This window comes from Streptomyces sp. WMMC1477, assembly GCF_027460245.1.
GTDB lineage: Bacteria > Actinomycetota > Actinomycetes > Streptomycetales > Streptomycetaceae > Streptomyces.
Window position 1 is genome coordinate 3,345,106 of record NZ_JAPZBD010000003.1, and the last position, 26,463, is coordinate 3,371,568.

General features: G+C 71.2%; 19 protein-coding genes. 12 read left to right on the forward strand and 7 right to left on the reverse strand.

The genetic code is table 11. The features are described 5' to 3' along the window. Positions 1-86: 86 nt before the first annotated feature. Positions 87-1,202: a GuaB3 family IMP dehydrogenase-related protein gene (locus tag O7609_RS15430; RefSeq protein WP_269736395.1), complete on the forward strand. Its 1,116-nt coding sequence runs from the start codon at positions 87-89 to the stop codon at positions 1,200-1,202. A gap of 206 nt (positions 1,203-1,408) precedes the next feature. On the opposite strand, the gene O7609_RS15435 is transcribed toward O7609_RS15430, so the two are convergent. The 3 genes from O7609_RS15435 to O7609_RS15445 form a co-directional block, all read right to left on the reverse strand. Further along, the gene (locus tag O7609_RS15435; RefSeq protein ID WP_269736394.1) at positions 1,409-3,430 is read right to left on the reverse strand and encodes an NHL repeat-containing protein; all 2,022 of its coding nucleotides are present in this window, start codon (positions 3,428-3,430) and stop codon (positions 1,409-1,411) included. Between the two features lie 185 nt (positions 3,431-3,615). Then, positions 3,616-4,803 (reverse strand): aminotransferase-like domain-containing protein, encoded by a 1,188-nt coding sequence (locus O7609_RS15440; protein ID WP_269736393.1) that lies wholly within the window; start codon positions 4,801-4,803, stop codon positions 3,616-3,618. Positions 4,804-4,915: 112 nt separating this feature from the next. Continuing rightward, positions 4,916-6,178, reverse strand: a complete 1,263-nt coding sequence (locus O7609_RS15445; protein ID WP_269736392.1) for a nucleotide sugar dehydrogenase — start codon at positions 6,176-6,178, stop codon at positions 4,916-4,918. 200 nt (positions 6,179-6,378) lie between these two features. Here O7609_RS15445 and O7609_RS15450 point away from each other — a divergent pair, with 200 nt between their 5' ends. The 5 genes from O7609_RS15450 (at position 6,379) to O7609_RS15470 (ending at position 16,863) form a co-directional block, all read left to right on the forward strand. After that, positions 6,379-8,085 carry a glycerol-3-phosphate dehydrogenase/oxidase gene (locus O7609_RS15450; protein ID WP_269736391.1) on the forward strand — a complete coding sequence of 569 codons (1,707 nt, stop codon included), beginning with the start codon at positions 6,379-6,381 and terminating at the stop codon, positions 8,083-8,085. Positions 8,086-8,298: 213 nt separating this feature from the next. Further along, positions 8,299-10,623 carry a protein kinase domain-containing protein gene (locus O7609_RS15455; protein ID WP_269743719.1) on the forward strand — a complete coding sequence of 775 codons (2,325 nt, stop codon included), beginning with the start codon at positions 8,299-8,301 and terminating at the stop codon, positions 10,621-10,623. 234 nt (positions 10,624-10,857) lie between these two features. Next, positions 10,858-13,179, forward strand: a complete 2,322-nt coding sequence (locus O7609_RS15460; protein WP_269736389.1) for a serine/threonine protein kinase — start codon at positions 10,858-10,860, stop codon at positions 13,177-13,179. Positions 13,180-13,357: 178 nt separating this feature from the next. Then, entirely contained in the window at positions 13,358-14,956 is a 1,599-nt protein-coding gene (locus O7609_RS15465) for a succinic semialdehyde dehydrogenase (protein WP_269736388.1), read from the forward strand. Positions 14,957-15,015: 59 nt separating this feature from the next. Next, complete coding sequence (locus tag O7609_RS15470) at positions 15,016-16,863, forward strand: GMC family oxidoreductase N-terminal domain-containing protein (RefSeq protein ID WP_443072131.1); 1,848 nt, start codon at positions 15,016-15,018, stop codon at positions 16,861-16,863. A gap of 54 nt (positions 16,864-16,917) precedes the next feature. On the opposite strand, the gene O7609_RS15475 is transcribed toward O7609_RS15470, so the two are convergent. The 3 genes from O7609_RS15475 to O7609_RS15485 form a co-directional block, all read right to left on the reverse strand. Then, positions 16,918-17,505, reverse strand: coding sequence for a hypothetical protein (locus O7609_RS15475; RefSeq protein WP_269743720.1), 588 nt, complete (start codon positions 17,503-17,505; stop codon positions 16,918-16,920). A 251-nt stretch (positions 17,506-17,756) separates the two neighbouring features. Then, on the reverse strand, positions 17,757-18,845 hold the full coding sequence (locus O7609_RS15480) for an LAETG motif-containing sortase-dependent surface protein (protein ID WP_269736386.1): 1,089 nt from the start codon (positions 18,843-18,845) through the stop codon (positions 17,757-17,759). A gap of 256 nt (positions 18,846-19,101) precedes the next feature. After that, positions 19,102-19,551, reverse strand: coding sequence for an ATP-binding protein (locus O7609_RS15485; RefSeq protein ID WP_269736385.1), 450 nt, complete (start codon positions 19,549-19,551; stop codon positions 19,102-19,104). 160 nt (positions 19,552-19,711) lie between these two features. Here O7609_RS15485 and O7609_RS15490 point away from each other — a divergent pair, with 160 nt between their 5' ends. The 3 genes from O7609_RS15490 (at position 19,712) to O7609_RS15500 (ending at position 21,665) form a co-directional block, all read left to right on the forward strand. After that, positions 19,712-20,563 (forward strand): helix-turn-helix domain-containing protein, encoded by an 852-nt coding sequence (locus tag O7609_RS15490; protein ID WP_269736384.1) that lies wholly within the window; start codon positions 19,712-19,714, stop codon positions 20,561-20,563. A gap of 14 nt (positions 20,564-20,577) precedes the next feature. Next, on the forward strand, positions 20,578-20,772 hold the full coding sequence (locus tag O7609_RS15495) for a DUF397 domain-containing protein (RefSeq protein WP_269736383.1): 195 nt from the start codon (positions 20,578-20,580) through the stop codon (positions 20,770-20,772). Positions 20,773-21,053: 281 nt separating this feature from the next. Beyond that, a complete protein-coding gene (locus tag O7609_RS15500; protein ID WP_332330048.1) occupies positions 21,054-21,665 on the forward strand; it encodes a hypothetical protein in 612 nt (203 codons plus the stop codon). On the opposite strand, the gene O7609_RS15505 is transcribed toward O7609_RS15500, so the two are convergent. Next, positions 21,657-22,421, reverse strand: a complete 765-nt coding sequence (locus O7609_RS15505) for an IS5 family transposase (protein WP_269743721.1) — start codon at positions 22,419-22,421, stop codon at positions 21,657-21,659. The genes O7609_RS15500 and O7609_RS15505 overlap by 9 nt on opposite strands. A 1,481-nt stretch (positions 22,422-23,902) precedes the next feature. Here O7609_RS15505 and O7609_RS15510 point away from each other — a divergent pair. From O7609_RS15510 to O7609_RS15520, 3 genes are all read left to right on the forward strand, one after another. Beyond that, the gene (locus O7609_RS15510) at positions 23,903-24,355 is read left to right on the forward strand and encodes a hypothetical protein (protein WP_269743722.1); all 453 of its coding nucleotides are present in this window, start codon (positions 23,903-23,905) and stop codon (positions 24,353-24,355) included. 86 nt (positions 24,356-24,441) lie between these two features. Then, entirely contained in the window at positions 24,442-25,206 is a 765-nt protein-coding gene (locus O7609_RS15515; protein WP_269734603.1) for an IS5 family transposase, read from the forward strand. Positions 25,207-25,222: 16 nt separating this feature from the next. Next, on the forward strand, positions 25,223-26,461 hold the full coding sequence (locus tag O7609_RS15520) for a LamG domain-containing protein (RefSeq protein WP_269743723.1): 1,239 nt from the start codon (positions 25,223-25,225) through the stop codon (positions 26,459-26,461). Positions 26,462-26,463: the final 2 nt, after the last annotated feature.

The window sequence follows — 26,463 nt, forward strand, 5'->3', positions numbered from 1 at the left end:
ACGCCCGCCGGGTGAGACGCGATGCGGCCCCCACGCCCCCGTGCGGGATACTGGGGGCCGCACAGCCGTAGGGAAGGGCAGCAGCAGTGACAGAGATCGAGATCGGGCGCGGCAAGCGCGGGCGCCAGGCATACGCGTTCGACGACATCGCCGTCGTGCCGAGCCGCCGCACGCGAGACCCGAAGGAGGTCTCCATCGCCTGGCAGATCGACGCCTACCGCTTCGAGCTGCCCTTCCTCTCCGCGCCCATGGACTCCGTCGTCTCCCCGCGGACGGCGATCCGCATCGGCGAGCAGGGCGGCCTCGGCGTCCTCAACCTCGAGGGCCTGTGGACGCGCTACGAGGACCCGGAGCCGCTGCTCGCCGAGATCGCCGAACTCCCCGAGGAGGCCGCGGGCCGCCGCCTCCAGGAGATCTACGCCGAGCCGATCAAGGAGGAGCTGATCGGCCGCCGGATCAAGGAGGTGCGGGACGCCGGCGTCATCACCGCCGCCGCGCTCTCCCCGCAGCGCACCGCGCAGTTCTCCAAGGCCGTCGTCGACGCCGGGGTCGACATCTTCGTCATCCGCGGCACCACCGTCTCCGCCGAGCACGTCTCCTCGGCCGCCGAGCCGCTGAACCTCAAGCAGTTCATCTACGAACTCGACGTCCCGGTCATCGTCGGCGGCTGCGCCACCTACACCGCAGCCCTCCACCTCATGCGCACCGGCGCGGCCGGCGTCCTCGTCGGCTTCGGCGGCGGCGCCGCCCACACCACGCGCAACGTGCTCGGCATCCAGGTCCCGATGGCCACCGCCGTCGCGGACGTCGCCGCCGCCCGCCGCGACTACCTCGACGAGTCCGGCGGCCGGTACGTCCACGTCATCGCCGACGGCGGCGTCGGCTGGTCCGGCGACCTGCCCAAGGCCATCGCCTGCGGCGCCGACGCCGTCATGATGGGCTCCCCCCTCGCCCGCGCCACCGACGCCCCGGGCCGCGGCCACCACTGGGGCATGGAGGCCGTGCACGAGGACGTGCCGCGGGGCAAGAAGGTCCACCTCGGCACCGTCGGCACCACCGAGGAGATCCTCACCGGTCCCTCCCACACCCCCGACGGCTCGATGAACTTCTTCGGCGCCCTCCGCCGCGCGATGGCCACCACCGGCTACTCCGACCTCAAGGAGTTCCAGCGCGTCGAGGTCACCATCGCCCGCAGCCGCTGACGCACCGGAGCCCGCCCGTCCGCACCGCCGACGGGCGGGCTCCCCGGGTGCGTTCCCGCACGGGGCCGACCGCTCTGACACGGGCGCCCTCGGTGCGACCGTCCACGCCGCACCGAGGGCGCCCGCGGTGTTCCCGCTCTGCCGCCGCCGTTCCCCCGGGCCGCACCGGGCGGCTTCGGTGAGTGGTGGCAGCCGCGTACCGGTGGTCAGGGCCGCCTGGGGGCTCCGATCATCGGCGTCCGCACCGGCGCGGCGAGGCCGACGAAGACCACCATCTGGCGGCCGCCGGGGTTGGTCTGCAACGGGACCGTCTCCCAGTTGTTCGCCAGCCAGACGTTCCCCGACGGGTCGATCTGCAAGCCCGTCACCCGGGTGAGGCCGTCGCTGGTGTAGCCGGTGCCGGCCGGGGAGATCGGCTGCCCGGTGCGGTGTCCGGGCGGGCAGGCCGCCCGGCGTGCCCCGCAGAGCTGGGCCATGCGCTGGCCGCCGAAGTTGGCCACCCAGACCGTGTCGTCGCCGTCCACGGCGATGCCCCAGGGGAGGAACAGGCCGCCGTCTGAGAAGGGCCGCTCCGGGGTGCTGCCGTCGGGGCGGATGAGCGTGACGGACGCCTCGTCGGCGCCGCGCTGCGGGTCCACGCCCTCGGTGGGCGGGCCGTCCATGGCGGTGCCCTCGCAGGGCGGGTCGACCAGGCCGGAGTTGGCGACCCACACGTTGCCCAGGCTGTCCGAGGCGATGCCCATCGGCGCCTTGATACCGCCGCCGTCGACCGTCCGCAGCGGACGGCCGTCGGGGGCCATCAGCAGCACGTTGTCGGTGCGGTTGCCCGTGGCCCAGGCCCGTCCCCGGGTGTCGACGGTGATGCCGAAGGGCTTGACGAACGAACCGTCCTCGGGCGCGATGCGCCGGGCCCGCCACGGCTGCCCGTCGGGGATGCGGGTGACGCTGCGTCCGCCGCAGTTGGCGACCCAGACGTTGCCCGCGCGGTCCGAGGCCATGCCCTGCGGCTGGTCGATTCCGCCCTGCTGCCAGCCGTCGACCGGCGACAGCGGCGTCCCGTCCGCCCGGAACTGCGAGACGCTGTGGTTCAGCCGGTCCTGGTCGTCGTCGCAGCCGCGGCCCTGGAAACCGAAGTTGCCCGCCCAGACGTCGCCGCGGGTGTCCAGGACCGCGCCGAACCCGGCGCCATAGAGTCCGCCGCCCCGGTAGGGGGAGCCCTGCGCGCTCTCGCCCGTCGGGGTCAGCTTCGAGAGCTGCTCGCCGCCGCAGGCCGGGACCCGGGGGTCGCGGATGACGTGGTAGTTGTTCACGATCCAGGCGTTGCCCTCGGCGTCGAAGGCGACGTTGCCGGGACCGTCCAGCTCGTGCCCGTTGCCGTCGTAGCGCAGCGCCAGTGTCCACGCGTCCGGGGCCGCGCCGAGTGCGGGGGTGTACGGCTGCCGCGTGCGGGACAGGGCGAAGAGTCCGGCCACCTCGGCCCCGGGGTGGTGCGCGATGTCCAGGGCGGCCTGGAAGGTGTCCCGGGGGAGTTGCCCGCCGGTCGGCCGGGCCAGGCGGAAGAGCTCGCCGCAGGTCTCGCCCGCCACGCACCCGGCGAGGAGGTTCGCCAGCGAGTTGAAGGTCCGCAGGGTCGAGGTCTCCGAGCCGTTCGGCGGTGCGGCGAGCACCGGCGAGACCCGCCCGGTCTTGACGTCGGCGAGGTTGTGCGAAGTACCCGCCGCGTTCTGCAGGCCCGGATACGTCCCGGCGATGTCGGAACCCTCCGCGAACTGTGCCATGGCGTACGCCGTCGCCACCGTCGTCCGCTCGTTGACGATGGTCGGGGTGGGTTGCGGCTCCGGCAGCAGCACCGACGTCAGCCGGACGGGACGGTGGCCCTCGCCGCCCGCACGCTGCGGTCCCTCGCCCCGGCCGTTGCCGGGCCAGGCGTCCGCGACGAGGTACAGGACCGCGTCATCGTCCTTCGGACGCCGGTACCGCACGGTGAACCGGCCCTCGGCGTCACTCTCCGCCCGCCCGAGCGCCCGCGCCTCGCCGCCGGGGCGATGGCCGGCCCGGTACAGGGTCACCCGGGCGAAGGCCACCGGGGAGTCCCCGGTGCTCACCGTCCCCCGTTGCAGCAGCTTCCCTGGGTGGTCCCGCCCGGCCGCCGCCGGTGGGGCCGAGGCGGCGGTGGCCGGCAGTGTGGCCAGCAGGGCTCCGAGCAGCGCGACAGCACATCGGCGCATGGGCGAGCGATCCTCTCCGTCCCGGAACGGCTCTCCGGGGCGCTCGTCGCCCGGACGGTGCGGGACGTGGCGAGGCTGTCACGCGGCCCGTGCGTGCCCCCGGCGATCCGCTGCGAACCGCCCGCGCGCTCACCGGTTCGGCGGGTGGTGGGGCGGAGGCCCGGCCACGGCCAGGCGCGGTGGGGTCAGACGAGGGCCTTCGCCAGGCGGCGGAGGCCCTCCTCGATCTCGTCGGGGGAGTGGGTGGTGAAGGACAGCCGCAGAGCGCTCGGGTCGGGCGTGCCGGTGAAGAACGGGGCGCCGGGCACGTAGGCGACCTCGTACTCGATGGCGGTGTGGAGGAGTTCGGCGGCGTCGTACCCCTCGGGGAGCGTCGCCCAGACGAACATGCCGCCCGCGGGCCGGTTCCACCGGCTGCCCGCCGGGAGCGCGCCGGGCAGTCCGTCGAGGAGGGCGTCGCGGCGGGCCCGGTAGGCGTCGCGGACGGCCAGGACATGGGTGTCCAGGTCGCTGTCGCGCAGGTAGCGGGCGGCCACGGCCTGGTCGACGGTGGAGGTGTGGAGGTCGGCGGCCTGCTTGGCGATGACGCAGGGCTGGCGCAGCGGCGCCGGGGCGCGCAGGTAGCCCAGGCGCAGCCCGGGGGCCATGAGCTTGGAGAAGGAGCCGAGGAGGATGACGCGGTCGGACGCGGCCGGGGAGGCGGCGATCCAGGGCACGGGCTCGCCGTCGTAGCGGAGTTCGCCGTAGGGGTCGTCCTCGACGATCCAGAAGCCGTGCCGGGCGGCGGTCTCGGCGACGGCGGCGCGACGCGCGGCCGGGAGTGTGCGTCCGGTGGGGTTGGAGAAGGTGGGGACGAGGTAGAGCAGCCTGGCCGGCTCGCGGGCCGCGATCTCCTCCAGCGCCTCGGGGATGATGCCGTCGTCGTCGGTGGGGACGGGGACGACCCGGGTCTCGGCGAAGTCGAAGGTCTGGAGCGCCGCCACGTAGCAGGGGTCCTCGACGAGGACGACGTCGCCGGGTTCGAGGGCGGCGGTGGTGATGACGTTCAGGGCCTGCTGGGAACCGGTGGTGACCACGAGCTCGTCGGCCCCGGTGGGCAGCGCGCGGGCGGTGAGGCGCTCGGCTATGACCTCCCGCAGGTCGGCGTCGCCCTCGGAGGTGGAGTACTGGAGGACGCGGCGGGGCTGTTCGGCGAGGACGCGGTCGAAGGCGGCCCGGAGCCCGTCGACGTCGAACAGCTCCGGGGCCGGCAGCCCTCCGGCGAAGGAGATGACCTCGGGGCGTGCGGTGAGCGCGAGGAGGTCCCGGACGGGGGAGGAGGCGACGTTGGAGAGCCGGGAGGCGACCGCGGGCGGCGGGACGGCAGGCGACATGCCGACAGCATATGGAGACGGGCTGTGCTGTCCAGCCTGTTGAATGCTCAATTCCCCTGGTTCTGGCACGGGTTGCCCCACGCTCACGGTCCGAATGCCCGGTTCGGGGCCCTCAGAGGCGGTGGGCCGTGCCGGTGGGCGTGGTGCCGCGGGTGTCGAGGAGGAGCTGGGCCTTGGCGGCGAGCCCGGCCAGGTCGTAGGTGCGGTGCGGCTGGAGCAGGAGGGTGAGGTCGGCGGCCCCCGCGGTGTCGTAGAGGCTGTCGGCGCGGGGGATGGGGCGGCCGGCGACGTGCCACTGGTGGACGTGCGGGTCGTGGTAGCTGAGCTGGGCGCCGAGTTCGAGGAGGCGGGTGGCGATCTCGCGGGCGGGGGAGCCCGTCGGGTCGGGGAGATCGGGCTTGTAGGTGACGCCGAGGAGGAGGACGCGGGCGCCGCGGGCCGACTTGCCGTGCTCGTTCAGCAGCGTCGTGGCCCGCTGGACGACGTACCGGGGCATGCGTTCGTTGACCTCGCGGGCCAGCTCGACGAGGCGCAGGGGGTGGCCGAGGGTGCGGCCCTGGCGAGCCAGGTAGTTGGGGTCGATCGGGGCGGTGTGGCCGCCGACGCCGGGGCCGGGCCGGAAGGGGGCGAAGCCGAAGGGCTTCGTCTCGGCGCAGCGGATGACGTCCCACAGGTCGACGTCCAGGTCGTGGCAGAGGATCGCCATCTCGTTGGCGAGGGCGATGTTGAGGTGGCGGTAGTTGACCTCCAGGAGGTGGGTCGTCTCGGCCTCGCGCAGCCCCCGCGCGCGGACGACCTTGTCGGTGAGGCGGCCGTAGACGGCGGCGGCGGCCTCGGTGCAGGCGGGGGTGTAGCCGCCGATGACGCGGGGGACGGCCGCGTAGCGGAAGGCGCGGTTGCCCGGGTCCAGGCGGGCCGGGCAGGCGGCGAGGTGGAAGTCCTGCCCCGCGCGGAGCCCGGAGCCCTCTTCCAGCAGGGCGCGGATCTCCGTCTCGGTTGTGCCCGGGTAGACGGCCGACTCGACGACGACCGTGGTGCGGGGGCGCAGGTGCGCGGCGAGCGTCGTGGCGGCGGCGCGGACCGCGCCCAGGTCGAGCGCGCCGTCGCCGCCCAGCGGTGTCGGGGCGCACAGGAGGGCGGTGCGGACGCGGCCGAGGGCGGCCGGGTCGCCGGTGGGCCGGAAGCCGGTGGAGAGCATGCGGCGGATGTCGGCGGCGGTGAGGACGCCGGGGTGCGGTGGGCGGCCCGCGGCCAGGTCGGCGACGACGGCGGGGTCGGGGTCGTAGCCGAGCGTTCCGATGGACGCCGCCGTGGCCGCCCGGGCCGCGGGGAGGCCGAGATGACCGAGGCCGAGAACGGCGAGATCTGCGGGCATGGCGACGAGTCCCTTCCCCTGGCGTGTGTCCCCTGCGGTCTGCATGACTCTGCATGATGAGCCGTTACGTCAGGTTAAGCGCATATATGACAGATATGGTGGATTGCGCGGGCTGTGGACAGTGCGAGGGTCAGCGTCGGCGTCATGGGGGAACATCGACGTGTAGGCCCCGGGACGGTGCGACACCACGGGAGGCAGCGGTGAGGACAGCGACGCTTGGGCCGGCCGAGAGGGCGGAGTCCCTCGCCCGGATGGCCGAACGAGAGCTGGACGTTCTGGTGGTGGGCGGCGGCATCGTCGGAGCGGGCGCGGCCCTGGACGCCGCCACGCGCGGGCTCTCCACCGGCATCATCGAGGCGAGGGACTGGGCCTCGGGCACGTCCAGCCGGTCCAGCAAGCTCATCCACGGCGGCCTGAGATACCTGGAGATGCTGGACTTCGCGCTGGTCAGAGAGGCACTGAAGGAGCGGGGGCTGCTGCTGGAGCGGATCGCGCCCCATCTGGTGAAGCCCGTGCCGTTCCTCTACCCGTTGCAGCACAAGGGCTGGGAGCGCTGGTACGCGGGATCGGGCGTGGCCCTGTACGACGCGATGTCGGTGTCGTCCGGGCGCGGCCGCGGGCTGCCCCTCCACCGGCACCTCAGCCGGCGCCGGGCGCTGCGGGCCGCCCCGTGCCTGCGCAAGGACGCGCTGGTGGGCGCGCTGCAGTACTACGACGCCCAGGTGGACGACGCGCGGTACGTGACGGAGCTCGTGCGGACGGCGGCGTCCTACGGCGCCCTCGCCGCGAACCGGGCCCGCGTCGTCGGCTTCCTGCGCGAGGGGGAACGCGTCGTCGGAGCCCGGGTCAGGGACGCCGAGCAGGGTGGGGAGTTCGAGGTACGGGCCCAGCAGGTCATCAACGCCACCGGGGTGTGGACGGACGACACCCAGGGCCTGATCGCCGAGCGGGGCCAGTTCCACGTGCGGGCGTCCAAAGGCATCCACCTGGTCGTTCCGCGGGACCGGGTGAACTCCGCGACGGGGCTGATCCTGCGCACCGAGAAGAGCGTGCTGTTCGTCATCCCCTGGGGGCGGCACTGGATCGTCGGCACGACGGACACCCGCTGGGAGCTGGACAAGGCGCACCCGGCCGCGTCCAGCGCCGACATCGACTACCTGCTGGAGCGCGTCAACACCGTGCTGTCGACGCCGCTCACGCGGGACGACGTCGAGGGCGTGTACGCCGGTCTGCGGCCGCTGCTCGCGGGCGAGTCGGAGGCGACGAGCAAGCTGTCGCGGGAACACACCGTCGCCCACCCGGTGCCGGGCATGGTGGTCATCGCGGGTGGCAAGTACACGACGTACCGGGTGATGGCCAAGGACGCGGTGGACGAGGCCGTGCGCGGGCTGGACCACCGGGTGGCCGACTGCTGCACCGAGGACGTCCCGCTCGCCGGCGCCGAGGGCTACCACGCGCGCTGGAACGCCCGGGCCCGGATGGCCGCCCGGGCCGGGCTGCACGTGGCCCGGGTCGAGCATCTGCTGAACAGATACGGAACGCTGGCGGAAGAGATCCTCGACCTGATCGCGGCGGACCCCCGGCTGGGCGAACCGCTGCCCGCCGCCGACGACTACCTCAAGGCCGAGGTCGTGTACGCCTGTTCACACGAGGGCGCCCGGCACCTGGACGACGTGCTCACGCGCCGCACGCGCATCTCCATCGAGACCTTCGACCGGGGCACGCGCAGCGCGCGGGAGTGCGCGGAGCTGATGGCCGAGGTCCTGGGCTGGGACGCGGAGCACGTGGAGCGCGAAGTCCGGCACTACGAGAAGCGGGTGGAGGCCGAACGGGAGTCCCAGCTCCAGCCCGACGACCAGACGGCGGACGCGGCGCGGCTCGGCGCCCCGGAGATCGTGGGCGGCTGACGGGCGGCCCCACGGCGCCCACGGCCGGGTCCCGCGTCGGCCCACGGGCCGGGCCCCTTGCGCCGGCCCGTGCTCGGCCCTCGCAGCGTGCCGCGTCGGTCTCACTCCGGCCGTCGGTCACCACCACCCTTTCCCGTCGGGGCTGTTCCGTTCCCTCCCCGGGCATGGGGGACAATGAGGCGACTTGCTGGGCGGGCGATCGCGAGGGGAAGCATGGGCGAGGACGACGGCAGGACGGCCAGGGCCGACGCCGCCACCGAGGGCACGGCCGCGGGCGCCGCCACCCGTGGGGAGGGCTCCGGGCGTAACGACGCCGTCGACCCCCGGCAGGTTGCCCGGGGCGTGGAGCCCGAGGCCGGGGGCACCGCGGCCAAGGGCACGGCCGACGGCGCTGACGGCGAGTCGGCGGCGGCCTCCACCCGTACCCCGGCCGACCCGGGCCGGGCGAGCGAGGCGCCGGACTCCGGACGTGCCGAGGACGCCGAGCACGCCGGGGAAAGCGAGGAGGCGGCGGGCTCTGACGACGCCTCGGACGCCTCGGACGCCGTGACGTCCGTCGAGCCGGAGGCCGTGGCAGCGAAGCCGGCCGAGGCCGACGACGCCGAGCCCGAGGCCGACGACGCCGAGGCCCCGCGGGCCCGGGAGCCGGAGACGGCCGAGCCGGTCACCGCCGCGCCGGGGCGGGAAACGGGCCGGCTGCTCGCGGGCCGCTACCGCCTCGGCGGGGTGCAGGGCCGCGGCGGCATGGGCACCGTGTGGCGGGCGCGGGACGAGATCCTGGGCCGCACCGTCGCGGTGAAGGAGCTGCGGTTCCCCTCCGACATCGACGAGGACGAGAAGCGGCGTCTCATCACCCGCACCCTGCGCGAGGCGAAGGCCATCGCCCGCATCCGCAGCGGCAGCGCGGTCACCGTCTTCGACGTCGTCGAGGAGGACGACCGCCCGTGGATCGTGATGGAGCTGGTCGAGGGCCGCTCCCTGGCCGACGTCATCCGTGAGGAGGGCCCGGTGACGCCGCGTCGGGCCGCCGAGATCGGCCTCGCCATCCTCGGCGTGCTCCGCGCCGCGCACCGGGAGGGCATCGTCCACCGGGACGTGAAGCCGTCCAACGTGCTCATCGAGCAGGACACCGGCCGCGTCGTGCTGACGGACTTCGGCATCGCCAAGGTCGAGGGCGACCCGTCGGTGACGTCCACCGGCATGCTCGTCGGCGCGCCCTCCTACATCTCCCCCGAGCGGGCGCGCGGCGGGCGCCCCGGCCCGCCGGCCGACATGTGGTCGCTGGGCGGCCTCCTCTACGCGGCCGTCGAGGGCACGCCGCCCTACGACAAGGGCTCGGCGATCGCCACGCTCACCGCCGTCATGACCGATCCGCTGGAACCGCCGCACAACGCCGGTGAGCTGGAGGAGGTCATCTACGGGCTGCTGCTGAAGGACCCGGCCAAGCGGCTGGACGAGGCCGGGGCCCGCGGGCTGCTCCAGGCCGTGCTGGACGCCCCCGAGGAGCCCGCACCCGCGGGGCCGGGCGGGACGCGGACGGTCGCGCTGCCCGCGGCCAGGCCGACGAAGGGCGAGCGGGCCTCCGGTGCCGCCGCCTCCCGTGCCGCGGCCTCCGACGCCCCCGCCGCCACCGGCCGCGAGAAGACCGGCGCCGTCCCGGCCGGGCAGGGCGAGTCGAAGCGCCAGCCGCTGGCCGCGTTCGTCACCACGGCCGGCCGGTCGGGGGAGGGCGCGGGTGACGGTGGCTCACGGCGGCGGCCGCCCGGTGCCGTCATCGCGGCGATCGTCGTCGTGCTGGTCGGAGTGCTCGGCGCGGTGCTGGCCTTCACGCTCAACAGCGGCGACGGTGACGACCCGTCCGGCAAGGACGACGCGTCGTCGAGCGGCGTCACCTCAGGCGGCGACGGCGACGACGGTGGCAGCTCCGGTGACGGCGGCACCGACGGCGACAGCGGAGCCCGGGGCAACACCGGGGACGACGGCGCGAACGGCGCCGAGGACACGGGCGGCACCGGCGAGCCGGGCGGCGCTGGAGAGGACCAGGGCGGCAACGGCGGAGAGCCCGGTGACGGGCTGCCCGACGGCTACATCATGGTCACCGACGACCGCTTCCACTTTTCCATGGCCATGCCCGAGGGCTGGAGCCGTGTCGACATAGCCGGCCGCAACTCCGGCGGGATATACGCGGCCGAGAAGGGCGGCGTTCCCAGCGTCCAGGTCGACTACACCAGCACCCCGACGGACAGCGCCATGTCGGCGTGGGAGCTGCTGGAGAAGGCGGTCAAGGGCAACTTCCGCGACTACTCGCTCATCGGCATCGAGCCCGTCGAGTGGCGCGACTACCCGACGGTCGCCGACTGGACGTACGAGCACACCCGCGACGGCCAGCGGCTGCGCTCGCTCAACCGCGGCTTCCGCGTGGACGCCGGGCGCGGGCACGCCATCCTCGTCACCTGCCGGGCCGACGCCTGGGACGGCGAGGAGTGCCGGACGCTGCGCGAGACGGCGTTCGCGACCTTCAAGCCCGAGGAGGAGTAGGGGGAACGGGGCGCGTACGGGGGGTGGACGGGGAGTGGACGAGCGTGGGACGCGAGGGCCCGAGTGTGCGCCGGTTGCGCGGTCGCATGCTCCCCCGAGTGCGCCGAGGTGTCCCGCGGCGCCCCGACAGCACGTATCGTGAAAGGCCGGAGACCGTAAGCATCCGCAATCGGGCCGCCACGGAACGCTTCTGACGGTCTCGGCGCGGTGTGGTTCGCCTGGTGGGGAGGCGTCGTGGACGAGTTCGCGGGTCGGCTGCTGGCCGACCGATACCGCCTGCCCCGGCCGTCGCCGGAGGACCACGAGCTGCGCGAGGTTGTCGCCTACGACACGGCCAGCGGTCAGGACGTCCTCGTCCGCCAGGTGCCGCTGCCGGAGGTGGTGGACGCGGAGGTGCTCGGGGAGCCGGGCCCCGGAGGCTGGCCGCAGTCGCGGGCGACGCGGGAGCCGGGCGACCCGGCGGTGCGCCGCGCCGTGGACGCGGCCCTGGCCGCGGCCCGCATACCCGACCACCCCCGGCTGGACCAGGTCTTCGACGTCTTCGTCGAGGACGACGGGCTGTGGATCGTCAGCGAACGCGTCGAGGGCCGGACACTCGCCGCCGTCATCGCGGACGGCCCCCTGACCCCGCACCGGGCCGCCGAGATCGCGGCCGACCTGCTGGCGGGCCTCAGCGCCGTGCACACCTACGGCTGGACGCACCGGAACATCACCGCACGGTCCGTGCTCGTCTGCGACGACGGGCGCGCCCTGCTCACCGGCCTCGCCTCCGGAGCGGCGGAGGAGGCCCTGTGCGGCTACGATCCGCTGCCGACGGAAGGCCCGATGGCGCCGGACGCCGACGAGTCGTCGCCGGAACCGCGTTCCGAACCGCACTCCGCCGCGCCCGAACCGCCCGGCCGCGGCCCCGGCGTCGAGCCCGAGGGGCGATCGCGGCCGGAGCCGGAGCCGGAGCCCGAGCCCGAGCGTCGAGGTACGCAGTACGGGCCCTGGGGCGGTGACAAGCCCGGCCCCGCCGCCCAGCGTTCCCCACTCCCGCCGCTGCCTCCCGAGTACACGTACGCCGACGCCGGGCAGGGCGCGGCCCGTGACGACGCGTACGCCGAGCACGACGCGTACGCCGAGCACGACGCGTACGCCGAGCACGACGCGTACGGCGTGCCGTACGGGGGCGCCGACGCCGCGCCGGACGTCTGGGGCGAACCGGAGCCGGCGCCCTGGTCCGAGCCGGCGACGCCGGGCCGCTACCGGGGCCCGGAGACGGCGCTGGCCGCCGAGCGGGCCCGGCAGGCCCGGATGACCACCGTCGGCCCGGTGACCGAGCGCTGGGCGCCGGAGCAGGCCGGGCCCGTCCACGAGAACTGGCGGCTGGCGCCGCCCGTCGGCCCGGCGGCGGACCTGTGGGCCGTCGGTGCCCTGCTCTACCGTGCGGTGCAGGGTCACGCCCCCTATCCCGAGGACAGCGCGCCGGAACTCGTGCAGATGGTGTGCGCGGAGCCGCCCGCGTTCGCCGAGGAGTGCGGCCCGCTGCGTCCCGTCATCGAGTCGCTGCTGCGTCAGGACCCGACGGAGCGGCCGCAGTTCGAGGAGCTGAGTGGCTGGCTGCGTTCGCTCATCCGGTCGGCGCCCGAGCCGGACGCCGGGCGGAACCTCGTCACGGCGCACCCCTCGCTCACCGCCGGGCGCCGGGGTGATCCGCGTCGGCTGCCCATCCTGCGGTTGCGCGGGGAGCTGGTGCGGCGCAGACGGACGGAGAAGCGGCCGGTGCCGGTGCCGAGGTCGCGCGACCGGGGCGGCCGGTCCCGGCGGCCCCGCAGCCCTCGTCGGCTGGGGCTGCTGCTGCTCGGTGCCGTGCTGCTGGGGCTGGTCTCGGCCGTCACCGCGGCGGCGCTGCTGATGCCGCCCGCCGACCCGGCCGACCGGAACCGGCCCGGCTCGGTCGGCGAGGTGCCGGGCAAGCAGCCGGGGGAGACGCAGGACCCGCGGCCGGGCTCGCCGGAGCCGGGCGCCTCGGAGGAGACCGAGCCGCCGAAGGAGGATCCCGAGCCCGGGGAGTCGTCGGAGACGCCGCAGTCCGGGGAGCCGGGCGGCGAGGAGCAGGCCGCGCCGGAGGACTACGTGCTCCACCGCGATCCGGCCGGGTTCCAGATCGCCGTTCCGGAGGGCTGGACCCGGGGGCGGACGAGCAACGGGCAGGTCCGGTTCAGCCAGGGTGCGCTGCAACTGGTCGTCGTGCCCGGCCGGGACGGGACGGCGACGTACGGGACCGACCCGCGCGAGTACCAGCTCGCCGACGAGCCCGAGCTCGCCGACTACCGCGAGTCCACCGCCTGGAAGACGGTGAGCGGCGTCCGCAGCATCACCGTCGGCGACACGGCGATGGCGGAGGGCGAGTTCGTGTGGGAGTCGGGCGGGCGGCGGACGCTCGTGCGCAACCGGGCGATGCTGCTGGGATCGACGTACCACGTGGTGCTGGTGCGGGGCCCCGAGGACCGTAGGGCGGAGATCGACGCGCACTTCTCGCAGGTCGTCGACACCTACCGCGCGACGGGCTGACCGGCGGCGACGCCCCCGACCGCCCGGCTGCCGTGACGCGGTCTCGCCCCGCCGGGACGGTACGTCCGGCCTCACTCCGACGGGCGAACGATTCACGCCAGTGATTACTGGCAGATTTTGCAAAAACAGTGTTACCGCCGGGTACCCAATCGCTTTCCCGGGCCGTACCCTCCCCTCTATGACGGACTCCCAGCACAGGAACCCGGTCGCCGCCGCGCCCGCGGGCGCCCGCGGCGCCGCCGACGTCGTCACCCCGGAACTCCTCGCCCGCCTCACCCGCGACGTCCGCGGCTCCGGCCGCACCGCGTCGCACACCCCGCTCACCGGCGACCGCCTGGCCGAGCTGCCGGAGTCCACCCCCGAGGACGTCGCCACCGCCTTCGAGCGGGCCCGCGCGGCCCAGCGCGCCTGGGCGGCCCGGCCCGTCCGCGAGCGCGCGGCCGTGCTGCTCCGCTTCCACGACTCCCTCCTCCGCCGCCAGGCCGAGGTCCTCGACCTCATCCAGCTGGAGACGGGCAAGGCCCGGCTGCACGCCCACGAGGAGATCCAGGCCGTCTGCCTGGCCGCCCGGCACTACGGCCGCAAGGCCCCCGCCTACCTGGCGCCCAAGCGCCACGCCGGCGCCGTCCCGCTGCTGACCCGCACCCGGCAGCTGCGCCAGCCCCGCGGCGTCGTCGGCATGATCTCGCCGTGGAACTACCCGCTGGAACTGAGCGTCGGCGACGCGTTGCCCGCCTTCGCCGCGGGCAACGCGGTCGTCATGAAGCCGGACACCGAGACCGCGCTCACGGCCCTGTGGGCCCGGGACCTGATGGTCGAGGCCGGCATGCCCGCCGACGTCTGGCAGATCGTGATCGGCGAGGGACCGGTCGTCGGCCCCGCCGTCGTCGAGCGAGCCGACTACGTCTCCTTCACCGGCTCCACCCGCACCGGCCGCGAGGTCGCCCAGCGCGCCGCGGCCCGGCTCGTCGGCAGCACCCTGGAGCTGGGCGGCAAGAACGCCATGATCGTCCTGCCCGACGCCGACCTCGACAAGGCCGCCGCCGGGGCCACCCGCGCCTGCTTCTCCTCGGCCGGGCAGCTGTGCATCTCCATCGAGCGGCTCTACGTGCACGCCTCCGTCGCCGACTCCTTCGTGGAGAAGTTCGTCGCCCGCACCCGCGCCATGCGGCTCGGCGCCTCCCTCTCCTTCGGCGCCGACATGGGCTCGCTCGTCTCCGAGGCCCAGCTGAAGACCGTCTCCCGGCACGTCGACGAGGCCGTGGCCAAGGGCGCCACCGTCCTCGCCGGCGGCACGGCCCGCCCCGACATCGGCCCGCTCTTCTACGAGCCGACCATCCTCGACGGCGTCCAGGAGCCCATGAGCGTCTGCACCGAGGAGACCTTCGGCCCCGTCGTCTCCGTCTACCGCTACTCCGACCCGGACGAGGCGGTCGCCCAGGCCAACGCCACCCCCTACGGCCTGAACTCCAGCGTCTGGTCCCGCAGCGCCCGCTCGGCCTGGGACGTCGCCGCCCGGCTGCGCACCGGCACCGTCAACATCAACGAGGGGTTCGCCCCCGCGTACGGCAGCGTCCAGGCCCCGATGGGCGGCATGGGCGACTCCGGGCTCGGCCGCCGCCACGGCTCCGAGGGCATCCTCAAGTTCACCGAGGCCCAGACCATCTCCCAGCAGCGGCTGCTCCCGATGGCGCCCTCGCTGGGCATGTCCGACGCCCAGTACGCGGCCTTCATGTCCCGCTCCCTGAAGGCCCTCAAGGCGCTCCGCTTCCGCTGAGCCCTCGTCCCCCTTTCTCCTTCTCCGCCTCTTCCGCCTCTTCCGCCTCGGAGGTATCCGTGTCCCAGGACGAGTCCGTCCGCGCGCCGTCCCCGACGGCCCCGTCCTCGCCGTCCCCCGACGACGGTTACGACTACGACGTCATCGTCGTCGGCTCCGGCTTCGGCGGCTCCGTCACCGCGCTGCGGCTCTCCGAGAAGGGCTACCGCGTCGGCGTCCTCGAAGCCGGGCGCCGCTTCGACCGGGAGACGCTGCCGAAGAACTCCTGGGACATGAAGAACTACCTGTGGGCCCCGGCCCTCGGGCTCTACGGCATCCAGCGCATCCACCTGCTCAGCAACGTCATGATCCTGGCCGGGGCGGGGGTCGGCGGCGGCTCGCTCAACTACGCCAACACCCTCTACGTGCCGCCGCCCGCCTTCTTCCAGGACCGCCAGTGGGGCCACATCACCGACTGGCAGGACGAACTCGCGCCCTACTACGACCAGGCCAAGCGCATGCTCGGCGTCCGGCTCAACCCGACCACGACGCCGTCCGACGTCCACCTCAAGGCCGCCGCCGACCGCATGGGCTGCGGCGACACCTTCCACATGGCCCCCGTCGGCGTCTTCTTCGGCGACGGCGAGGACGCCGACGGCACGGCCAAGGCCAAGCCCGGCGAGACCGTCCCCGACCCCTACTTCGGCGGCGTCGGGCCCGCCCGCAAGGCCTGCACCGAGTGCGGCGAGTGCATGACGGGCTGCCGCCACGGCGCCAAGAACACCCTCAACGAGAACTACCTCCACCTCGCCCAGCAGGCCGGAGCCGTCGTCCACCCCATGACGACCGTCACCGCCGTCACCGAGGACGGGGAGGGGGGCCACGCCGTCACCGTCGTCCCCACCGACCGGCGCCGCAAGGCCAAGCCGCGCGTCCTGCGCGCCCGCCAGGTCGTCATAGCCGCCGGTACCTACGGCACCCAGACCCTGCTGCACCGCATGCGCGACGAGGGCCTCCTGCCCCGCCTCTCCCGCCGCCTCGGCGAGCTCACCCGCACCAACTCCGAGGGCCTCGTCGGTGCCCAGACGGCGGGCAGGCGCTACCGCAAGAAGTGGGGCAAGGACGCCACGCTCGACTTCACCCGCGGCGTCGCCATCACCTCCTCCGTCCACCCCGACGCCAACACCCACATCGAGCCCGTCCGCTACGGCAAGGGCTCCAACGCCATGGGCTTCATGACGACCCTGGCCGTCCGGCACAACTCCCGGCTGCCGCGCGTGCTCGGGCACGTCCTCACGTACCTCATGCACCCCTCGCAGGCCCTGCGCTCGCTGTCCAATTACAAGTGGTCCGAGCGGGTCATCATCGGCCTCGTCATGCAGTCCCTGGACAACTCGCTGACGACCTACCGGAAGGAAAAGGGGCTGGGCAAGGGCCTGCTCACCGCCCGGCAGGGCCACGGCGCGCCCAACCCGCTGCACATCCCCGAGGGCGCCGAAGCCTGCCGACTGCTGGCCGACGAGATCAACGGCTTCGCCGGCACCAACGTCGGCGAGGTCATGGGCACGCCGCTCACTGCGCACTTCCTCGGCGGCTGCCCCATCGGGGAGGACGCCGACCAGGGCGTCATCGACCCCTACCACCGCCTCTACGGCCACCCCGGCATCTCCGTCGTCGACGGCGCCGCCGTCTCCGCCAACCTCGGCGTCAACCCCTCGCTGACCATCACCGCGCAGGCGGAACGCGCCATGTCCCTGTGGCCCAACAAGGGCGAGGCCGACCCGCGCCCCGAACAGGGCGCCGCCTACACCCGGCTCACCGCCGTCGCCCCCAAGGCCCCCGCCGTCCCCGACTCCGCCTTCGGCGCCCTGCGCCTGCCCGTCCTCCCCGTCCCCACGGTCCCCCCGAAGCCCGCCGCCACCGACTGACGCGGCGTCGGACGCGGCCCCGGGCACCGGGGCCGGGGCCGGGTCCGCGGAGTCCTACCGCTGCGGGAGCCGCTGCTCACGGCTGAGCGGCGGCTTCGCGGAGACGGCCTGCTCGGGAAAGGGGACGCGCAGGGCGTCCTGGTGCATGCCCTGCCGGAGCAACTCCGGGAACACGGCGTCGGCGTGCGTCGTGCTGACGGTGATGTAGTGCCCGTCCCGGCTGACCATCTCGACGCCCGGGCCGGGCTCGACGACGATGTTCTTCCGCGACATCCGCCACCGGTTCGACCGGCTGAAGTCCGCCTTCCCGATGTAGGCTATGGCGCCCACCGGGACGTTGACCTTCTTCTGCCCGGTCGAGACCCGCAGGACGCCGTCCTTCAGCTCCATCCGCGCGGCGGCCATGTAGTAGGCGATGCCCCCGACGAACAGGACGCCCAGCAAACCCGCCAGCACCGCCCACAGCACGACCGAGCCGCCCTCCGCGTCCGCCATCGCGCCTCCGATGCCGCCGAACGCCGCCCCGCCGAACAGGCCGAGGGGCGCCGCTTGCAGCCAAACGGTCCGCGGGTGGTGCGCCCACTCGAACCTGCCCTCCGACACCTCACCGTTCATGCGTACGTACGTGTCGTCCTGCGCCATGCTTCGCCTCCCCGTGCTCGCACATTCCGGCCATGTGGCCGGAACTCCCCTGCTCAGGGGTACGGCCAAGCCTAGGCACGGCAGGCGCACGCCTCGTGAGGGGGGCCAGCGCCCCGGAGTTCAGCCCGGAACACGGCAGCCGCGCCGCCCGCACCGTCCACCACCCGGCCCCGGTACGCGTCAGGCCCCGGCCTCCCTACGGAGACCGAGGCCAGGCGGCCGTCTGCTACGGCCTAACGCTTGCCTGAGGCTCAGGCGGTGGCGTCGGCGTCCTTGCGGCGACGCACGACGAACATGGCGCCGCCACCGAGGGCGATGGCCGCGGCACCCGCGATGGCGAACATCGGCAGGTTGGAGTTCGACCCCGTCTCGGCGAGCTCACCCTCAAGCTTCAGGTTGGCGTCCGGCTTGCTGTCGGGCTTGGCCGGCAGCTTGGTCTTGCCTCCCTGGGGCTTGGCGTCGTTGCCGTTCGGCTTCTTGCCGGCCGCGATGATCTCGAAGAGGTAGTCCTCGCTGTAGTTGTCAGCGCAGGTCTCGTCGTCCGCGTCGGTCAGGTAGAACGCGTAGCTGAACGCCACGCCGAGAGAGTCCGGAGCCTTCTCGTCGACCTGGATCCGGAGCTGCAGCGTGCTGGCCTCGTCCTTGTCCAGGGAGCCGTTACCGACGTAGCCGAGCTGGTCCGACGACCAGTCCATGTCGACATCGACCCAGATGCCGTCGATGTCCTTGACCTGGAGGCTGAGGTGGTCGCTGTGGTCCTCGCCGTTCTCGTCGAAGGCGTAGGTGTACACGTGGGCCTGGGCGAAGTCCATCTTCGCACCGGTCTTGTTCGTGACCGTGAGGGAGAAGTTCTGCCAGCCGCTGCCGGCGGCGATCTGCGCGGGCAGGCCGTTGAGGGTCGAGACGAGGTCCTCGTCGGTGCCCGTGATGAGGCACTCCTCGAGCACCGGCTCCTCGGACTCGTCGGCGTCCTCGTCCTCTTCCTTGGAGCCGTCCTCGTCCTCGGACTCGTCGGCGTTCTCGTCGTCGGAGGCGTTCTCGTCTTCGTCCGAGGTGCTGTTCTCGTCGTCGGAGGCGTTCTCGTCTTCGTCCGAGGTGGCGTTCTCGTCCTCGGTGGTGTTCTCCTCGTTCGAGGTGCCGTCCTCGTCGGCCGAGGTGCCCTCGCCCTCCGTGGCGGTGTCCTCGGTCTCGTCCGACTTCGGGTCACCCTCGGTCTGCGAGGTGGTCTCGCCCGTGCCGCCGGCGGTCTCGTCGGCGTAGGCGGGCGCCGCCGCGAGAAGCGCGGCGGGGGCGATGACAGCCGTGGCGGCGGCAGCCGCTACTGCACGGCGAATACGCATGTGTGACCTCTTCGATGGTCGTCGCAAAGAAAGCGTTAATGGGGTGCCGGCGCGCCGGTGATGGTGACCGCGCTGCTCGGGCAGGACGACAGTAGAGCCGGCCAAACCGCCTGTCAGCAGGGAATTCCCTGCTCCGGGCGGCGATTGAGGCGCCTCACCGGAGGCAAAAGCGACACGCTGGGGTAGTTGCCCACGTCGCTGACCCTTCTCTGTGGTTCATCTCACATCCGTGAGGCGCGAAGCTGTTTCGCTACCGTTATCGAGCGCCGTACAACCTTGTCCCGCCCGCTCGGCTCCCGAGCTCGAACCAGACCACCTTGCCGCCGAACCGCCGGCGCGGGTCATGGAGCGGAAACCAACCCCAAGCCGTCGCACACAGGTCGAGAATGCGCAGCCCCCGCCCGCCCTCGTCGTCCCCGTTCTCCGTGACGACGCGTGGGCCGACATCGCTGACGTCGCACGAGCTGACCCGCAGGCACCGGCGCGCCGTCTCCCACTGCGCCCGCACCGTGATCGGCCCCTGGGCGTAGCGATGCGCGTTGGTCACGACCTCGCTGGTCAACAGCTCTGCAGAGTCGGCCAGTTCGCCGAGCTGGTACGCGTTCAGCGTCGTGCGCACGTGACTGCGCGCGATCCGTGGCGCCTGCGGACTGTTGGACAGCCGCAGTGTGAACCACCAGAAGGGCGCGGTGGCGGTCGTCGTCATGGCGGACTCCTTCGAGGCGTGACCGATCACGCGAAGCCTCAACGGCTCCACGTGAGTGACTCATCGCTCACGGTAGTCATTGAGGGGTCATGCTCGCTGCTTAATCTGGGAAATACATGTTCCCTAGTAGGCTGTTGCCCTACCGGGAGAGTGGAGACCGATGCCGCCGAGGAGTACGCCAACCGCGCGTGAGCAGCGGCTTGGCGCGGAGCTGCGCAAGCTACGGGAGCGCGCCGGGATGACGGCCACGGAGGCCGGAGCCCTGCTCGGCGTCGACCAAGCCCGGATGAGCAACATCGAGAGCGGCAGGGTCGGCATCAGCTCCACCCGTCTGCGGACACTGGCGTGCAACTACGACTGCATGGACGCGCAACTCGTCGACGCCCTCGCGGGCATGACCGGCCGACGCACCCGCCAGTGGTGGGAGGAGTACCGAGGACTCCTCCCACAAGCCCTCTTGGATCTCGCGGAACTTGAGCATTACGCGGTCTCGATGCGCACCGCACAGACGGCGACGCTGCCGGGGCTACTGCAGACCGTCGACCACGCTCGCGTGGTCTTCGGGCAGAGCATTCCGCAACTGCCACCGCATGAGGTCGAGCACCGGACTTCGTGGCGGATCAAGCGGCAAGCCGTGCTCTACGGGGAGGATCCGGCGCCTTACACCGCGATCATCCATGAGGCCGCACTGCGCATGCAGTTCGGAGGACGGGAAGTCGCCAAGGCGCAACTCCGGCACATCCTGGACATGAGCGATCGGGAGAACATCACGGTGGTGGTTCTCCCCTTCGAGGCGGGGGAGTACCCCGGCGCGGGGCAGACGATCTTCTACGCTTCGGGTGCGGCGCCGCAGTTGGACACGGTGCAGCTCGACCAGTCGCATGGGCCTGTGCTCCTCGACGCTGAGGCTCAGTTGAGCAAGTACCGCCAACTGCTCGACCGTATGCAGGCCATCGGTTTGGATGCTCGGAAGTCTCAGGACGTCATCCAAAGCATCATCAAGAGTCTCTGAGGGGGGACACACACGTGAACGAGGTGACCTGGCAGAAGTCGTCCTACTGTGCCGAGGGCAACAACTGTGTCGAGATAGGGGGCGGGATGGACGGGCACGTCGTCGTGCGGGAGTCCACAGAGGGAGAGCGCGTGCTCCACGCATCCCGGGAGCGCTTCGGCGTGCTGCTCGCGGCCGTGCGGCAGGGACGCCTCGACCTGCAGCTGTAGCCGACCCCAGACTTTGATGGGCGAACGGTGAAGGGTGCCGAGGCCGCCTGGCGCGACCCTCTATTCTATGCAGCGGATTGCCCGGAATGTCCCCTCTTATTTGCAAGAGGCTGTTGACATGTCCATACGTGACTGATGGGCTACAGAGCGTCCCCCCACGACGCACACTGACCACTTCTTTCACTGGGGGACACATGTCTCGCGCGGGGCGACGTGCCGACTCGCGAAGAACCATCGGGGCAGCAGTCGCCGGGATCCTGCTGGGAGGCTTCACTCCCGCGATGCCGACTGCGGCTGCCGCGATGCCGACGGCTGCGGAGCAAGCTTCCCAGCAGCTGACTGCGGAGCAAAGGGCGCTCGCTGAAGCCAGAGAGTCTGGTGAGCGGGTAGAGGTCACCCGGCAGCGATCCGAACATACAACGGTGTTCGCAAACCCGGATGGCATGACGTTCACGCTGGAGGAATCGGCCGTACCCGTGCGTGTCGAGGCCCCGGGGGGCGGTTGGCAGAAGCCGGATCCGACGCTGGAGAAGCGTTCCGACGGATCGATCGGGCCGAAGGCCGCAGCGGTAGAGATGTCCTTCGCCAACGGTGGTGACGGATCCGACCTTGTGAGGATTTCTGAGGGCGGACGAACCCTCGCTCTCGACTGGGAGGGCGAACTACCTACCCCTGACCTGAATGGTCCCAGCGCGCTGTATAGCGAGGTCCTGCCCGACGTCGACCTCCAAGTTACCGCAACTGTTGAGGGATTCCAGCACGTCTTGGTTGTCAAGACACCGAAGGCCGCACAGCTTCCAGAGTTCAGGCAACTAGATTTTGGCCTCAGGGCGCAGGGCCTGGACGTTCGTGCCGGCGAGCGTGGCAGTGAGCCTTTGCCAACCTCACTTTGAGCTGGCCAGATGTAGGGCGAGGACGGCCTGCACGAGGCCGGTGGTGCGCATGGTCGAGCAGCGGAGCCTGCGGAGGAGCCGCCAGGCCTTGAGAGTGGCGACGGCCTGCTCGACGAGGGCCCGGATCTTCGCTTGGGACCGGTTCACGGCTTTCTGACCTGCGGAGAGGGTCTCCCACCGTCCCCAGCACGGGGTGCGGACTGTGCCGCCGGCGCCCCGGTAGCCCTTATCCGCCCAGCACGTGACGCCGACCTCGGTGAGGGCTTCGACGATGCCGTGTTCGCGGGCCGCGCGGACGTCGTGGACCGCGCCGGGCAGGGCCGGTGAGGCCCACAGCAGACGGCCGAAGGGGTCGGCGAGGACCTGCACATTCATCCCGTGTTTCCTGTGCTTGCCGGAGAAGAAGGGCCGGTCGGCTGCGATCCGGTCGATCGGCAGGAGCGTCCCGTCGAGCAGGACGTAGGCCTTCCCCGAAGCGGTCCGAACCGCCTCGGCGAGGGTCGGTGCGAGTGCGGCCAGCAGCTCGACGGCCTCGTTGATGTACCGGTAGACCGTACTCGTGCCGATCTCGAAACCCGCCGCGAGCTGGGCATATGTGGTCCCGTTGCGTAGATGCGCCAGCACCAGCAGGGCCTGACGGCCGACGGTGAGCCGACGCCAGCGGCTTCCGATCCGACGACGGTGCTCGCGCAGACGAGCGGCGAGGAAGGTCAGGGACCGACTGGACACGTCCAGCCCGCACGGGTAGACAAGCACGTGAAGCCTCTGGTGGGTATCGGGCGATCTTGGTCGTGAACCCGTCTACCAGGGGCTTCACCCCTGTGTCGAGCCAACTGGACAGCTCAAAGCCCAGGTTGGCAAAGGCTCAGTCTCGAGGCTGTGGACGCGGAAGGAAAGACCGTGTTCCGTGCGCCGCCTGCCCAGATGTGGGATTCCTCAGGTGAAGTAGCCGCCAATGAGCAGAAGGCCAAGGATCGTAAGCTTGCGAATTCGGTCGACCGAATGAGGGGGCCTCCGGCAACGATTTGGTGCAAGATCCAGCCGCAGGCCCGGGGCCGGGTGACAAGGTAGCCCGGATGAGCGTCAAAGTACAGCCGCGTAAGCTCTCAGTGGTACCTGACAGCTCCATGCTGAAGGAGACGGACGCCACAGCCTTCCCTCTGTATATTGACCCGCCGGTCACTTGGGGGGAGTCCGAACGCACGTTGCTTCGGTCGGATGGCTACGAGGATTATTCCTGGGGCAACGGGAGCAACAACCACGGTGAAGGCGTGGGCAAGTGCGGAACGTATAACGGGTACTATTGCGGTCCCGGATATCGGCAGCGTCTCTACTTTGAGTTCTCGCCTTCGCAGCTGGCAGGGAAGCACGTCCTCGACGCCACGTTCCGAGTGACTCAGCCGTGGTCATTTACCTGCACCGCTCACACTGTTCAACTTTGGCGGACGAACAACATCTCCTCATCCAGTACGTGGCCAGGGCCAAAACACCTGGACATGATGGGCGACCGATCCGTGTCGGCTGGACGGGAAAGCCTTTGTAGCCCCTCCCAGCCAGATGTCCCCACTGAATTCCACGACAATCCGGGCGAGACTAACGAGAATCTCACGCCCACGGTGCGAGATTTTGCCAGTGGTAAGTTCTCTCGTTTCACCTTGATGTTGAAGGCTGCGGACGAGACCAACACTGGAGCTTGGAAGCGTTTCCGGAACGATGCGGTCTTGGCTGTCGACTACGTTGGAAAGCCTGCCAGGCCCACGAATATCGGTGTCGTTACAGGATCTGGCACGGTATGCGAGACGAATTCGTCGCACCCTGCCATCATTGCAGATCCGTCGCCGACCTTGACTGCTACGCCTCAGACTGAACGAGGAGGCGAAAATCAAGCGCAGCTCCGCGCCTATTTCGACATAGATGAACAGAACAGTGATGGATCCTGGTCAGACTCGCCAGCTTCCAATGGTGATCTCCGCCCGTCCAGCGGGTACGTGGGAGACAACGTCAAGTTGTCCATGTCCTGGCCCACTCTGACGGAGGGTGTGCTGTACCGTTATCGTGCCTGGACGCGTTCCTACCATTCGGGAGGACACCTCGCTGGTCCGTCCAACGCTACGGGTGATGGATGGTGCTATTTCGAAGTCGACCCCACTGCGCCAGCAGCTCCGGATCCCGTGATCTGGCGTGGTCCCTACACTGAATGCACGTCGAATGAATGCGTTCCTGGGGGAGGGCCAGGAGTGGTCGCACGCGTTGGCGTTCCAATTAAGACGTGGTATATCACGGGCGAGGTGCCGCCTCCGTATCAGTACAAACTGAGTACCGGGGATTCCTGGATTCAGACTGTTCCACAACTCGATTTCCGCACTCGCCAGGCCTATGCGTCGGCCTCCCTGATTCCGGAGAAATCCGGAACCTACAGGATCTATATGCGGCAGCAGGACGAACTCGGCCGATGGGGCGAGCATGCCGTGCTCGATATCCTGGTAGCCGCAGGGGAAGCGCCGGTAGCCCGCTGGAACTTCAGCGAGGCGGACGGTGTGGCCCAGAACTCGGAGAGTTCCAGCACCCATGACGCGACCCTCCATGATGGAGCCGTCCGAGATGATCGCGGGCGTCGCGGTACGTTGACGCACGACTCCTCTGGTGCCCCGCTGGATGTGCCAGTGAGCCTTTGCCAACCTGGGCTTTGAGCTGTCCAGTTGGCTCGACACAGGGGTGAAGCCCCTGGTAGACGGGTTCACGACCAAGATCGCCCGATACCCACCAGAGGCTTCACGTGCTTGTCTACCCGTGCGGGCTGGACGTGTCCAGTCGGTCCCTGACCTTCCTCGCCGCTCGTCTGCGCGAGCACCGTCGTCGGATCGGAAGCCGCTGGCGTCGGCTCACCGTCGGCCGTCAGGCCCTGCTGGTGCTGGCGCATCTACGCAACGGGACCACATATGCCCAGCTCGCGGCGGGTTTCGAGATCGGCACGAGTACGGTCTACCGGTACATCAACGAGGCCGTCGAGCTGCTGGCCGCACTCGCACCGACCCTCGCCGAGGCGGTTCGGACCGCTTCGGGGAAGGCCTACGTCCTGCTCGACGGGACGCTCCTGCCGATCGACCGGATCGCAGCCGACCGGCCCTTCTTCTCCGGCAAGCACAAGAAACACGGGATGAATGTGCAGGTCCTCGCCGACCCCTTCGGCCGTCTGCTGTGGGCCTCACCGGCCCTGCCCGGCGCGGTCCACGACGTCCGCGCGGCCCGCGAACACGGCATCGTCGAAGCCCTCACCGAGGTCGGCGTCACGTGCTGGGCGGATAAGGGCTACCGGGGCGCCGGCGGCACAGTCCGCACCCCGTGCTGGGGACGGTGGGAGACCCTCTCCGCAGGTCAGAAAGCCGTGAACCGGTCCCAAGCGAAGATCCGGGCCCTCGTCGAGCAGGCCGTCGCCACTCTCAAGGCCTGGCGGCTCCTCCGCAGGCTCCGCTGCTCGACCATCCGCACCACCGGCCTCGTGCAGGCCGTCCTCGCCCTACATCTGGCCAGCTCAAAGTGAGGTTGGCAAAGGCTCAGTGACAGACCGTGGGCTGGACCTCAACGGCACCACGGCGTATGCGGCCACCGGCGGTCCGGTGCTCGAAACGCGATCCGCCTACACGGTCTCCGCCTGGGCTCGGCCGGAGACTGCTTCCCAGGACGGCATCGTGCTGTCCCAGGACGGGACCTCGTACAGCCCGTTCGTGATTGGCCTCGACGACGGGCATGGTCGCTGGCTCTTCGGTGTCAGGGGGGCGGATGCGCCCAGCGAAGAGGGTGACTACTGGGGAGTGGTGTCCGATCACCCGGCGACTCTCGATGTGTGGACCCACCTTGCCGCCACATACGAACCTTCGACTGGGAAAGTCAGCTTCTATGTGAACGGCAAGCTACAAGGAACAAGCACGGCAGAGGGGTCCTGGTCGGCGGAAGGAGCCCTGCAGGTCGGCCGCTACAAGTCAGGCGGAAACCACCGGGGGTACTTCAAGGGTTCCATCGACGAGGTCGCTGTCTGGCAGCGCGCACTGACACCGCAGGAGATTGCTGACGAGGCCCGTCTGCTGACCTCGGAGACCTATGCGGGAGCGGAACTCGTCGCGGCCTGGGATCCCGAGACCGCTACGGACACCGCCGTGGCCGACACCCAGTCCGGGTACGGGCACACGCTCACCCTTACCGGTGGCGCGTCGACGGATGGGCAAGCGATCAGGCTCGACGGCATCGACGACGCAGCGACTACGCAGGCCTCGATTGTGGACAGCACTGGGTCCTTCACGGTTACCACCGCGGTGGCCCTCGATGGGGGCGAGCTGATCTCGAAGCCGACCGGATTCACGGGCCAGGTCCTGGGCCAACGCACAGCCGATGGCTCTGCCTGGGGCTTCTGGTTCGAGCTGACCGGTAAGGAGACGGTGCTCGACGATACCGGCAACGAGAGCACCGTACCCGTCGGGGTTTGGCATTTCGGTCGTCTCAACAGTGACGGCACGTTCAGTTCCGTGAAGTCGGACCAGGCCGCGGAGATGGATGCCCTGACGCGCCTCACAGGTGTGTATGACGCACAATCCGGGGAGATCAGTCTCTACCTCGGACACAACCAGAACGGTGACGACACAGCATTCACCGCGAAGCTCGCGTCCGGCGACCTGACCATCGGCCGAGGATTCACCGGCGGTGTCTGGAAGCACCACCTTCCGGCCCGTGTAGCCGACGTGCGGTTGTGGGTGGGGGCCATGGCAGGTGTCGAGCAGGTACGCACGACGGTGGGTGACTGAGG